This window comes from Succinivibrio dextrinosolvens DSM 3072, from assembly GCF_900167015.1.
Lineage (GTDB): Bacteria > Pseudomonadota > Gammaproteobacteria > Enterobacterales > Succinivibrionaceae > Succinivibrio > Succinivibrio dextrinosolvens.
In genome coordinates this window covers 1-13,066 of the sequence record NZ_FUXX01000015.1, presented here as the reverse complement: position 1 = coordinate 13,066, position 13,066 = coordinate 1, and the positions used below count along the sequence as shown (strand labels likewise).

At 40.4% G+C, this 13,066-nt stretch carries 10 protein-coding genes; 1 reads left to right on the top strand and 9 read right to left on the bottom strand.

Annotated elements, in window-relative coordinates:
• Positions 1–11 precede the first annotated feature (11 nt).
• From aroA to B5D46_RS05500, 9 genes are all read right to left on the bottom strand, one after another.
• Positions 12–1,289 carry a 3-phosphoshikimate 1-carboxyvinyltransferase gene (gene aroA, locus B5D46_RS05540; protein ID WP_268844393.1) on the bottom strand — a complete coding sequence of 426 codons (1,278 nt, stop codon included), beginning with the start codon at positions 1,287–1,289 and terminating at the stop codon, positions 12–14.
• On the bottom strand, positions 1,286–2,401 hold the full coding sequence (hisC, locus tag B5D46_RS05535) for a histidinol-phosphate transaminase (protein ID WP_078928605.1): 1,116 nt from the start codon (positions 2,399–2,401) through the stop codon (positions 1,286–1,288). Before hisC ends, aroA begins: the two co-directional genes overlap by 4 nt.
• 265 nt (positions 2,402–2,666) lie before the next feature.
• Entirely contained in the window at positions 2,667–3,905 is a 1,239-nt protein-coding gene (locus tag B5D46_RS05530; RefSeq protein ID WP_078928604.1) for a GGDEF domain-containing protein, read from the bottom strand.
• A gap of 13 nt (positions 3,906–3,918) precedes the next feature.
• The gene (locus tag B5D46_RS05525) at positions 3,919–5,136 is read right to left on the bottom strand and encodes a GGDEF domain-containing protein (RefSeq protein WP_078928603.1); all 1,218 of its coding nucleotides are present in this window, start codon (positions 5,134–5,136) and stop codon (positions 3,919–3,921) included.
• A complete protein-coding gene (locus B5D46_RS05520) occupies positions 5,123–6,268 on the bottom strand; it encodes a GGDEF domain-containing protein (protein ID WP_078928602.1) in 1,146 nt (381 codons plus the stop codon). Before B5D46_RS05520 ends, B5D46_RS05525 begins: the two co-directional genes overlap by 14 nt.
• 336 nt (positions 6,269–6,604) lie before the next feature.
• Positions 6,605–7,855, bottom strand: a complete 1,251-nt coding sequence (nifS, locus tag B5D46_RS05515) for a cysteine desulfurase NifS (protein WP_200805023.1) — start codon at positions 7,853–7,855, stop codon at positions 6,605–6,607.
• Positions 7,856–7,870: 15 nt separating this feature from the next.
• Complete coding sequence (nifU, locus tag B5D46_RS05510; RefSeq protein ID WP_078928601.1) at positions 7,871–8,827, bottom strand: Fe-S cluster assembly protein NifU; 957 nt, start codon at positions 8,825–8,827, stop codon at positions 7,871–7,873.
• A 38-nt stretch (positions 8,828–8,865) separates the two neighbouring features.
• Positions 8,866–9,327: an Lrp/AsnC family transcriptional regulator gene (locus tag B5D46_RS05505; protein WP_078928600.1), complete on the bottom strand. Its 462-nt coding sequence runs from the start codon at positions 9,325–9,327 to the stop codon at positions 8,866–8,868.
• Positions 9,324–11,774: a heavy metal translocating P-type ATPase gene (locus B5D46_RS05500; protein ID WP_078928599.1), complete on the bottom strand. Its 2,451-nt coding sequence runs from the start codon at positions 11,772–11,774 to the stop codon at positions 9,324–9,326. Before B5D46_RS05500 ends, B5D46_RS05505 begins: the two co-directional genes overlap by 4 nt.
• Positions 11,775–12,090: 316 nt before the next feature.
• Between B5D46_RS05500 and B5D46_RS05495 the strand changes: the two genes are divergently transcribed.
• Positions 12,091–12,981: an Rpn family recombination-promoting nuclease/putative transposase gene (locus B5D46_RS05495; protein ID WP_078928598.1), complete on the top strand. Its 891-nt coding sequence runs from the start codon at positions 12,091–12,093 to the stop codon at positions 12,979–12,981.
• The last annotated feature ends 85 nt before the right edge of the window (positions 12,982–13,066 follow it).

The window sequence follows — 13,066 nt, the reverse complement described above, 5'->3', positions numbered from 1 at the left end:
TTAGATTTTTATTAGTTCTTTGCTACTGAGTTTAGAAGAGTAAAGTAGGTTGGGAAAGTTTTTCTGATGCAATCTGGATCATTGATAACAACTTCTCTGTCAAAGGCAATCAGTGACATGCACATTGCCATTCGATGATCGTTATAGGTATCAAAGACAGGAGTTGCATCATTTCGCTTTGAAGCATCGATACTGATCCAGTCATCGCCAGATTCAACCTTAACCCCAAGCTTAGTCATCTCCTTGACCATAGCATCGATACGGTCAGTCTCCTTTACTCTCCAGCTTGCGATGTTCTTGATGACAACAGGAGAATCAGTGTACATGGCAAGAGGAACTAAGGTCATGGCAGCATCAGGCATTGCATTCATATCAATCTCAATACCGTGAAGCTTACCTGATTTAACCAGAATGGAGTTTTCCTGACGGGTAACCTTGGCGCCCATCTTCTTTAGAACATCAAAGAATCTGATATCGCCTTGAACACTGTCATCTGGAAGGCCGTAGATCTCAAGCTGACCTTTGATGGCGGCAGCTGCTGCAAAATAGGTTGCACCGGTTGCATCACCTTCAATCAGGTATGAGCCTGGTGAGGTATAACCGCTGCCTTCAACCTTAAAAGATGAATAGCCGTTACGGTGTACCTTGGCGCCAAACTTTTCAATCAGCTTAACAGTTAAATCAACGTATGGCTTTGAAATCAGATCACCGCTTACAGAAATATCAAGACCGCCGCAAACAGGAGCAGTCATTAACAGAGCTGAAATAAACTGGCTTGAGGTATCACCGCTTACTCTGATTGAATGTTTCTTTGGAGTAGTACCGCGGATCTGAAGTGGAGGAAAACCGTCATTGTTCAGATACTCAATATTACAGCCTATCTCCTTTAGAGCTTCGGTCAGAGGTCCTATAGGACGCTCCATCATACGAGGCTCACCGGTCAGAGTGAATACACCTGAGGATACAGACAGAGCTGCACATAACGGTCTCATGGCAGTACCTGCATTTCCAAGATCAAGTGTCAGATTGTTTAAGCCCTTGTCAAAGACACCGTCAATTCCGGTAACATCAATTGAGCCGGTTACAGCATTAAGATTTACCCCAAGCTGCTTTAAGGCTTCAATCATACGGGAGGTATCATCTGACTTTAAAACATTTAAAAGCTTGGTTTTGCCCCTGGCTAAGGCAGAAACCAGAAGCGCGCGGTTAGACAGGCTCTTTGAGCCTGGCATAATCACCAGTCCGCTTACAGACTGAATCTTTTTTAGTTTTAGTGAAGCTGTTTTCAATTCTTCATGTCCTTAAGTATTGTTTCAACGCACTCAAAGAATCTGTCATTCTCTTTTGGAGTGCCGATTGAGATTCTGAGGATTGTCTTAAGCTTGTAACCTAATAAAGGTCTTACGATAACGCCCATGTGCAGTAGTCTGTCTGCAATTTGCTGGGCATCATAATCCTTAAAATCAATTGCCACGAAGTTTGCAAAGGATGGGATCATGAAAAGATTATTCTTTTTGCAGAACTCTGCGTATCTTACGCGCTCAGCGGTATTGTTCTTTACAGTCTTATCCAGGAATTCCTTATCATCCAAAGCTGCACAGGCTGCGGCTAAAGCAGCAATATTAACATTGAATGGAGCTCTCAGACGGTTAAGGATTGAGGTAATCTCAGGATTTGCCAGCATATAGCCGACTCTTAAGCCAGCAAGACCATAGGCCTTTGAGAAGGTACGTGAAACAATCAGATTCTCAAACTCATCAAGCCACTTTGCTGTATCCTCAAATGAATCATCACCACTGTTGAACTCATTGTAGGCCTCATCGATTACAACAAGGGTCTCCTTTGGAACCTTCTTTAGGAAATTGTACATATCCTTTGAGGAGATAGCTGTACCGATTGGGTTGGATGGATTTGCAAAGGCAATGATTCTGGTTTTACTGTCTACAGCAGCTAAAATAGCATCAAGGTCGGCACAGTAATTCTTCAGAGGAATTGCTCTGGCCTCTGCTCCGTTCACTGTTGTCTCCATTGGATATACAACAAATGAGTATTCAGGGAAGATTACATTAACATCTCTGTTTACAAATGCCTCAAACAGAAGATTGATTAGTTCATTTGAACCTGCGCCCAGAGTTATGCGCTCAGGATCGTAGCCAAATTTTGACTTCAGTTTCTGCTTTAAATAATAACCGTTTGAATCAGGATAAAGATTGCCCTGCTCAATCGCCTCAAAAGCAGCCTTTTTAGCCATCTGACTCATGCCAAATGGATTCTCGTTTGAAGCTAGTTTGATTACATCAGAAAGCCCCAGCTCACGCTGAACTTCTTCAATTGGCTTTCCGGCCTGATATGGTTTTATTAGAGTTATGCCACCATTAGCAAATGAACTGTACTGTGTCATTTTTTACATCCTTATTTTATTAGAACCATTGTAAAGACAAACACTGTAAAGCTCAAATACCGGTATCACAAATAAAAAAGGTGTCCGTTTGTGTGCAAAAAAACTTTCGGAAGCCCAGATTTGTAAGAAAAAAGATGTCTTTCCTCTTGTTTTTATCAAAAAATGAGAAAAACAAGAGAGTTAATGAGGAAAAAAAATGAAAATAAATAGAGTTATAAATCAGAGCAAAGCCAGTCACAGAGTATGCTTTGCAAAGAAAAACTTACTACATGACAGATGGAGCAGATCTTGAGGAATCTGCCTTTCTGTCATACATCTTTCTGTCGGCAGCTTCAATAAACTTTTCAACAGAATCGTATTCCTCAGAGTAGCTTACAGAACCGATTGCAACGGACAGACGGTAAGGATCTGTATTGGTATCATTGGCCTGCTTAATCTTCTGATTTAAAGTATCGATAAACTTCTGAACAGTATTCTCGCCACTCTCTCTTAGGACAATAATGAATTCATCACCGGCATAGCGGCTTAAGAAACAGTCTTTGGAGAAGGCTGACTGACGCAGACAGTTTGCCATGCAGATTAAAGCCTTATCGCCCTGTGAATGACCAAAGGTATCATTGATACTCTTAAACTTGTTGATATCGATGAAAATGATATTAAGTGCCGGAGTTAAATCGTCATCCTTCTCAAATAGTCTTGATAGGTATCGATAAAGCTCATTTCGGTTGTTCATGCCGGTTAGAAAATCTCTTGAAACAGCACGTGACTGTGACACCATATGAACTACAAATAAAAAGGATACCAATGAAATAAAGAAGATCGGAAGAAGATATATGATGGACAGAGGCCAAAGCAGCATTGGACCGTATACAAAAAGAACAAGACCGAACAGAGCAGCTCTCTTTGATAGGAAAGCACCGTGCAGAAGCTCAGATACAAAGAGATGAACATCCTTTATAGTCAGAAGGAAACACAGAAACTGAGATAGAGACAGGAAGATGACAATCTTAAATAAAACACTGCCAGTTGAGTTTGTCATTATTTCATCTGAATTAAAGATAAATTTTAGGACAAATACAAGATATACAATACAGAACAGACTAACAAGCATAAAGGCCGCTCTGTTCATTATTCCCTGAAAGGTACCGATACTGCGTATCTGCTTACGAATTACAATAAACAGATAGTACGGACAGATACTGTTTATAAACAGAATACAGAAAGTGAGAATCAGATAGATTCTATCTAATATGGAATAGGACAGAAAACCGAAATCATAGATAAGGACATTAAGAACAGAGTACAGACCTAATGCCAGACACTGCAAAAGCAGGAGATTTGAGACTTTTGATATAACGTAGGTATTTGAGGTACGGTTGGATCTCTCGTTGTACTTGATTCTGCTGATAACAAAGAAAGCAGCCAGCACAAGGTATATGATCGAGTGACCATAGAAAAAATGATACGACCTGTCTAAAGACAGAAAATCCAATCCAAACTGCATATTAAGCTCTTCTTCAGAAACTCAAAGTCTGTTCTTTGAGTCTGTTGATTCTCTTCAGTTCCTGCTGTCTGTACAGATTTTCCTCAGCCTCACTGATAAAAGAATCAATATCCTTTAAATCATGGCTATATGCCACATACCCGACAGACAGAGACAGTTCAAAATTAACATCACGAACGTTATTAAAGCCTTCAGCGTTCTTATTCAGTCTGTCAATATAATCTGTAACTCCAAATTCAGGAGTTTCATGCATTACTGCTACAAACTGATCCCTCATGAATCTGCAGAGGAACAGTCCGGTTGTAGGTGCTGACTGTTTTAAAATATCAGCCACCTTTATCAGCATTTTATCGCCTTCGTCATGTCCATAATTATTGTTTAGATTCTTGAAATTATCAATGGTAATAACCAGAAGTTTGAAACTTCCGTCTAGTTCTGAACGTTTTACGAACAGTCTCTCAAGATATTTCATCAGAGAATTGCGGTTATTCATACCGGTCAGAAAATCCACTGAAATCTGTTTCTGCTGAGAGGTCACATGAATTACATACACCAGAATCATTGAGAACATGTACATTACAGGAGCGTAAAACATGAAGTTTAAAGGCAGCAGAATGAGCTGCAGGTATAAAATTGCAAACAGTGCAACTATGATGGCCTTCTTTGAATAGAAGGTTCCCTGCAGAAGATTGTAGATGAATCTGTTGAAATCCGGCAGAGCCACAACAAAGGAAATGATACCTGCAAATACAATCGCATCATCCAGATTGTGAAGGAATAAGGTACTCAGCGGAGCCTCCAGGTATACAAGACAGGTTGTATAGCCTATTGCAGCAAAGAACATCAGAGTACACAGCACAAAGAATCCGGTGAAGATTACAAAATTTCTGCCGCGGACAAAGGTACAGCGGTTATGGAACTGTCTGATTAAAAACAGAAACAGATACGGATATACAAAGGAGATGTAGTTGGTTAAAAGACCAAGCAGCACCAGAGCAAAACGAATAGCCTTGATGTTTCCTAAAGAGTATCTTTCATTCACATAGAAAAGCACACAGAAAGCGGCATAGGCAATCGAGTGCAGCAACAGCAGATAAGAAACGTTAATACTGATTTTTGTAGAGGAATTAAGCTGATCCTTGTCATGATGAATTACGCTGAAAAGAATCAGCATACAGATCACTACGAAGTACAGGAGTGAATTATCGGTCACGAAGCTAAACGACAGCATCTGACGGGTTCCCCTTTTTCTTCAGTTTTTCCTTGTACATCTGCTTGTCTGCCTTTGAAACCAGCTCCTTGATATTCTTTGAGTTTGGTTTGGCATAGACATAGCCGCAGCTTACAGAAACATCATACTTCTTATCAGAGAAAATGAGTCGCTCCTCAAGCTCAAAGGAGATGCTCTGAATGATTCTCTGAACATCCTCCTCATTCTGAGTCTGAGTAATCAGCACAAACTCATCACCGCCCATTCTGGCCACAAAGGCATTATGCTCACCGGCGATACTCTTTAAGGTCTTGCCAACAAGGGAGATAGCCTCATCACCCTCAATATGGCCGTAGGTATCATTGATCTGCTTGAAATGGTCAATATCAATGAAAACAATATATGCACCGGAATGATCTCTGTTAATGAATACATTATTGATGTATTTGCTGAAGCTTACACGGTTGTTAACCCCTGAAAGAGGATCCTGTGAAATCAGAGTACGTGATCTGGTCATATAGTTGAAGAACAGGAAGGCTGCAAGAGAAAAGCCAACCTCTACGTCATCAAATACAATCTGCTGTACAAACAGAGCAATACCTAAAACCAGATAATAGAAAAAGTGTTTTCTGGCAATATACTTGATGTCAAAATCAAGATTGTAAAGATAGGACTTGTAGCACAGCCAGGCACCGACAATTACATAGAAGTTAACAATAAAATAAAGACTTACAGAGGTTGCCGCATCAATGACTTCGCGTTTGTCATCCATGAGCATGGAGTGGAAATTAAACAGAACCAGAAGTGCTGCTTCAAAAAGCCCAGGAACAATATAGCGCCAGTCATTGGTATTGGAGTATCTTAAAAACTTCTCTTTGAGCTCGTTTAAAACCAGATAGAAAACGGCCACCATGGCAACAAGAATGCTCAGCTGCCAGATCAGAACGAAAATATACGGATTTAAGTAATCGAAATTGAAACAGGACACTGATACTACAATGACTCGCATGAGCATTGTAAAAAATACAGAAATAATCGCAATTGCATGAACACCGAGAGTTCTGCCTTCAGTTTTTATGTTGTTATATAACATTGGCATCAGCATCAGTGTCGAAAACAGCAGAAGCCAAAGTTTTCCAGCTAAAATTCCCACAATAATATCCTGTTAAGGCCGAAAATCCCCTTTTTCGGCTCTACGCCACAATTTTAAGGCGATTGATATATAAATACAATTGCCAGAAATTTAATATCTAACTCATATCACTATATTTCAAAAATGAAAATATAGGTCTAACTTATTGAAACTCATTGGAATAGATTAAAAAAAATTGTGTAAAAAGGCTAAGTAAGGATGTTCTTATGCATTCTAAATTGACAGAAATTACAATTATGAATGTAAAAAAATGCAAGAAAAACAATATATAGGAAACAAAGAAAGGATGAAAGTATGTGATCTGAGTCAGTTCAGATCGCATACTTATAACAGAAATTAAGCTCTTACTTCCTTGCTGTCAGCATCGAACTCATGGTCAAGCCCCTGAATCTGAGGCTTGCCCTCCTTCCAGTATGGAGACATGCTGCGAAGTGTAGAGATAATCTGAGGAAGAACCTCTAGAGTCTTGTTGATTTCCTCTTCAGTTGTGAATCTTGACAGTGAGAAGCGAATGGTTCCGTGAGCTGCTGAGAAAGGAACATTCATTGCTCTCATCACATGAGATGGCTCAAGTGAGTCTGATGAGCAGGCTGAACCTGAGGATGCGGCAATACCGTACTCGTTCAGCATCAGAAGAATTGCCTCACCTTCAACGAACTTGAAGGCTACATTCAGAGTGTTGTCAGTACGTTTTGACTCATCACCGGTAACAAAGCACTCAGGAATAGATGACAGAATTCCCTGCTGCAGCTTGTCACGCAGGGCTTTTACTCTTGAACTTACTTCCTCAAGATGTTTCTTGGCAAGCTCACAGGCTACACCTAAGCCAACAATATAAGGAACATTCTCTGTACCGGCACGACGACCGCGCTCCTGATGACCGCCCTTCATAAATGGAATGAAACGGGTTCCTCTGCGTACATACAGAACACCGATTCCCTTTGGAGCGTGAATCTTATGGCCAGAGAATGAAAGCATATTGATCTTGGTACTCTTAAGATCAACAGGAATCTTTGATACTGCCTGAACTGCATCGGTGTGGAACATTACACCATGTCTGTAGGCAATCTCGGCAAGCTCTGGTACAGGATAGATATTACCAGTCTCATTATTAGCCCACATTACAGAGGCCAGAGCAGTCTGAGGAGTCAGAAGACTTTCAAACTCATCCAGATCGATATCACCCTTTCCTGAAACCTTCAGATACTTGATGGTAGCACCGTGAGATGCAAGGAAATCACAGGTCTGCATAATTGCAGGATGCTCTACAGGAGTGGTAACGATTTCTGTCTTACCCTTCTGTGACCATAGGGCTGACCATAAAGCGGTATTGTCAGACTCGGTAGCACATGAGGTAAAGATAATCTCATCAGGATGCTCTGCACCTAAGAAATCAGCAACCTGCTCACGGGCTCTTTGAATTGCTTTTTCTACAGGAACACCGTAGCCATGCTGAGATGAGGCATTACCAAAGTAAACATTAAGGTATGGAAGCATTGCTTCTACAACCTTAGGGTCAATCTGAGTAGTAGCGTTGTTATCCAGGTAGATTCCGCCCAGACCAGCGCCTAAATCCATTGTATTCATTGTCTTAAAATTCTCTTATCTGGTTGCAACGTTGATCTGACGACCGGTACCATCTGTAAGCTTCTGCTTTAGGAAACCTAAGGTCATATCCTTCATCATGCCTGATGAAACAGGACCTTCAAGCTTAACAATAACATCTGCGCCTGAGATTGCATCAAGCTCAACCTTTGAGCCGTCTGTTAAACCGTCACTTACTTCCTTTATGATCTTGACTACATCATCATAGATTGGTGATGACTTGGTCTTCTCGTCAATCTGAGCCTCTACAGCTGCAGTTGCCCCCTTGGCAGAGGTAACAGTACCGATTGAGCTGAATGCAGGTGATGAAGTTGTTGAGGTTGAAACAGTAATTGATGGAATTGGGGTTGGAGCATGACCTGGACGAGGTACGCCGCACTTCTCAAGATCAACCCAGACCTCATCGATAATCTCTTCGATTCTCATCTTGCAGCTGCCGCAGCCACCGCCAGCCTTGGTATAGTTGGTAACTTCCTCAACGGTAGTCAGATGGTTTTCCCATACTGCCTTCTTAATCTTGTTGATACCGACACCGAAACAGTGACATACAAGCTCTCCGTCATCATGAGAGTTTTCATATGACTGACCGTGATAGTTGGCAATAGCAGCATCTAAAGCCTCACGGCCCATTACAGAGCAGTGCATCTTCTCTGGAGGAAGACCGCCAAGATAATCAACGATCTCCTGATTGGTGATCTTTTCTGCTTCCTTTAGGGTCTTGCCCTTTAGCATCTCAGTTAAAGCTGATGATGATGCAATGGCACTTCCGCAGCCGTAGGTCTGGAATGATGCGTCCTCAATAACCTCGGTTACAGGATCGATCTTAAGCATAAGTCTTAATGCATCACCGCAGATGATAGAACCTACATCTCCAACTGCATTGGCATCTTCAATAACACGTGCATTGCGTGGATGCAGGAAGTGATCTTTAACTTTATCTGTATAATCCCACATAGGACTTTCCTTCTAATATAAGACGTACATAAAAATTATTAATTACAATTATTTTCAAAGTTCAATGGAACTCTGTTTATAAATTCTTTTTTCAGAATAATACTGATTCTGCTCTGACCGAAATTCTGCTCAAGATACATGGCAAAATTATTAAGCTGGGAGATACTCTTGAATGAGGCTATCGCCATATATGAGTATTCATCCGCAATCTTAAGACAGGAGCTTACGGCAAGGGAGCTTCTCATATACTCAAGATAGTCAGGAATACTGTTGAATCTTACCTTGGTATATATCAGAGCTTCGACCTCAAGAGCAAAGGCACTGTCACTTAATGTAACAGTATAGCCTCTTATGACACCAGCCTGTTCAAGTCTTCTGATTCTGGCAGATACAGCTGGAGCTGAGAGTGAACATTTCTCGCCCAGATCTCTCAGGGAAAGACGGCAGTCATCTCTTAGCGCACATAAAAGCTGTAAATCAGAAGTATCTAAATCAATCATTTTATATCGGTAACCTTAAAGCCAGCACTTTCAACAGCAGCCTTCAGTAAAGCATCTGAAGTCTCATCGTTGGTATTAAGGGTAGCACATTTATCCTCTAAACTTACCTCAACATCACTTACATTAGGCAGAGCTTCGAGGCTTTTCTTAACAGAGGAGGTGCAGTGATTGCACATCATACCCTCAATACAGATGGTCTTTTTCATTAAAATACTCTCCTTTTGAATCTTCTGACTGTCGATTTTTAAAACAGTCAGTCTTAAGGCATTGGTTACAACACAGACTGAACTTATTCCCATGAGTATAGAGCACAGCATAGGAGGCAGTGTTATCTTAAACGCTGGATAAAACACACCGCAGGCTACAGGAATAGTCAGAACATTATATATAATCGCCCAGAATAAATTCTGCCTGATGTTTCTCATTGTTGCACGAGAAATCAGAAAAGCATTGTAGATATCAGTAAGTCTTTCCTTTAAAAGGATGACATCACATGAGGATAAGGCAATATCCATTGAGCCTTTAAGACCCACCCCCACGTCAGCCTGAGAGAGAGAGGCAGAATCATTGATACCATCTCCCACCATAATTACCTTTTTACCCTGATTTTGAAGCTCTTTTATAATATTAAGCTTATCCTCAGGCAAAAGACGAGAGGAGTAATCTGAAATACCAAGCTTTGTTGCAATCTGCTCTGCGGTATTCTCAGCATCACCTGTCAGCATCATAGTTTTTATCTGAGATTTCTTAAAGTCTGAGATTAGACTATAGCTGTCTTTCTTTAATGGATCTGATAGTACAAAATAGGCAACTGCGTGTGACTCATCTGCCAGATAGACAACACTTGAGCCTCCATTTACATAGGATTCAATCTGATAGACAACATCAGCAGTCAGACTGATTCCAAGTTTAGAAAGAAGCTTTTCGTTGCCGACATAGTATTTTTTACCGCCTATTGAGCCTGATACCCCAAGTCCTTTCTCAAAACAGTAATCCTCAACCTCGATAAGAGCTGCAGATGGTGAATAGAAAGCTCTGGCTATAGGATGTGAGCTTTTACCTTCAATTGATGCGGCGTACAGGTAAGCAATATTCAGAGGTACATTTTCATCTAGACTCTCCTTTGCCACCACACTTACACTTCCAGTGGTTAAGGTTCCGGTCTTGTCAAAGGCAATCACATCAGCCCGACCTAGAATCTCCAGCGCCTCAGGTGATTTGAAGATAATGCCCTCACGTGCTGCTCTGCCGGTACCAGCCATAATTGCAACAGGAGTTGCCAGACCCAAGGCACATGGACAGGATACTACCAGCACACTGATGGCAAAGGTTAAGGATAATGAGAATTCAGAACCTATAATAAAGTACCAGACTATAAATGTCAGAGCAGATAAGGCAAAAATGGCTGGTACAAAATATGAAGCGGCAACATCAGCGATTCTTGCAATCGGTACCTTGGTCTGCGCAGTATTCTCCACCATTTTTATAATCTTAGATAAGGTGGTTTCCTCGCCGACCTTCAAAACCTCAACCTCTATGTAGCCATCAAGAACAAAGGTTGCAGATTTAACTTCGCTTCCTGTCTCTTTTTTTACAGGACGGCTCTCTCCGCTTAAGGCACTCTCATCAACATGAGCTGAACCGCTTATTACAATTCCGTCAATTCCGATCTTGTCGCCGGCCTTAAGAACCACTGTATCGCCAATGGCTACTGAATCAAGCAGAATCTGTACAACACCGCCTTCACGTTTAACACTGACAGATTTAGGGGCAAGATCGTACAGAGCACTCACAGCAGATGAGGTTCTGTGCTTGGCTCGATTTTCAATATACTTGCCGATAGCAACAAAGGTAAGAATTCCTGCAGCACCTTCAAAGAACACCGGATGGGTAGACCCCAGGACCTCATGGGTGGCAGACAGGTCAACATTTAAAAGAGAGAATACTGAATAGATAAATGAGGCGGCAGCACCTGTGGATACTAAGGAATCCATATTGAAACCGCCATGCTTTAATGCCTTTAGTGCACTTATAAAATACTGTTTTTGCAGAATGGCAACAATTAAAGCCATTGCCCCCTGAAGAGAGCCGTTGAAAAAGGCATTATGTATCAGGTTGAGAGAAAACATATGCCCCATGGAAAGAAGCATAATAAAAAAGGTTAAGGCAAGTGAAATATAAAGTCTTATGCGTGTCTGTTTTAGTTCAGTTTCATCATCTAAAAACAGATTACCCTGCTTTGAAATCAGAGCTTCATATCCAGCAGCATCAACAGCTGCTATTACATTCTCATCTGTAACCAGAGCATCATCAAATTCAACCAGACAGGTGTTTTTCATAAGATTTACACTTGCCTTTGAAACACCATGAATACTCCCTACCGCCTTCTCTACTTTTGAGGCACAGGCTGCACATGACATTCCTTTAATCTGATAGCTCTTTTCCATAAATAAAATTCCTTTAAATTCAGGGAATATATTAACTTATGTTTAACAAAATCGAACATAACTGATAATAATTTTTGTCCAAAATAAAAGATAAAAATCCAGTATTTAAGAATTACAAAATCAGGCAAGTTTTACATAGCAGAAACCTGTAAAAAAAACAAGATTTATCTTATAGCAGAAAAACCACCTAATTTCTTATAAATCAATTTGTTATTTAATTCTTTCACAAAAAAGGATCCCCTTAGAAAAAGGCTCAAAAAATAGTCATCTATGATCACTGCACTTTTATTTCTAATTACACAAGGAACATTATTCAATGGCTATTTTTCAAAATGATCTAAAAGATGACATAAGAGCCCAGACTATACTCTCTGAAATTGAAACAGTCGGTCATATCAGCACTACAAACGATGCATTTGCCAAAAAGCTTTTTTCGCACAAAGATATCTTTCTGGACTTCTTAAACTCAATTTTGGAGAGAAAAGGCAAGAATTTAATAACCGATTTGGCCTATACTGATACAGAGCAGCATGCAGAAAACTCCTACGAAAAAATCTCAAGACTCGATATTTGCTGTACACTAGCATCAGGAGAACAAATCGATCTTGAGGTACAGGTTGCAAACGATGTTGCCTGGATCGGCAGAACTCTTTTCTACTGGTCAAAACTTTTTACAGGTTCACTGGTAAAAGGAGAAAGCTACAGTAAGCTGAATCCTGTCATTTGTATTAACCTTCTTAAGTTCAATATTTTTACAGATAAGAGTAAACAGAAGCCTCACAGTATTGCGAAAATCTGTAATATGGATGACAGAGAACCTATAACAAAACTGCTGGAACTTCACTTTCTGGAGCTTCAGAAGTTTAAAAAGAAAAAACTTTCCGAAATGAGTCGTGCAGAAAAATGGCTTGCATACTTCTCTGGAAAACTTACAAAAATGGACGAAGATGCGATGTTGCATGACCAGATTTTGGGCAAGGCAATAAATATAAGGAATGAATTTATGAAAGATCCAGATAATTATGCGGCTTATCTGAACCGAGAAATGGAAATCCTCGATTACAAAAGCATGATGCAGCAGAAATTCGAAGAAGGCGAAGTAAAGGGCCGAAATGAAGGAAGAGAGGAAACGACCGTAAGGCATCTAACTAACTTAATTAAAAACAAAAAATTTAGCGTCGAAGAAGCATTAATTACTTTACTCTAGTTTCCCACATGGAAATTTAAAACAAAACTAGATTCACTCTAGGTTTGATGCTCTTTAAAAACTTGTATTGATTTATTTTTGGGAA

Coding starts and splice junctions, on each gene's coding strand:
- hisC (WP_078928605.1), bottom strand. CDS start 2,401: ATGACACAGTACAGTTCATTTGCTAATGGTGGCATAACTCTAATAAAA.
- B5D46_RS05530 (WP_078928604.1), bottom strand. CDS start 3,905: ATGCAGTTTGGATTGGATTTTCTGTCTTTAGACAGGTCGTATCATTTT.
- B5D46_RS05525 (WP_078928603.1), bottom strand. CDS start 5,136: ATGCTGTCGTTTAGCTTCGTGACCGATAATTCACTCCTGTACTTCGTA.
- nifS (WP_200805023.1), bottom strand. CDS start 7,855: ATGAATACAATGGATTTAGGCGCTGGTCTGGGCGGAATCTACCTGGAT.
- nifU (WP_078928601.1), bottom strand. CDS start 8,827: ATGTGGGATTATACAGATAAAGTTAAAGATCACTTCCTGCATCCACGC.
- B5D46_RS05505 (WP_078928600.1), bottom strand. CDS start 9,327: ATGATTGATTTAGATACTTCTGATTTACAGCTTTTATGTGCGCTAAGA.
- B5D46_RS05500 (WP_078928599.1), bottom strand. CDS start 11,774: ATGGAAAAGAGCTATCAGATTAAAGGAATGTCATGTGCAGCCTGTGCC.
- B5D46_RS05495 (WP_078928598.1), top strand. CDS start 12,091: ATGGCTATTTTTCAAAATGATCTAAAAGATGACATAAGAGCCCAGACT.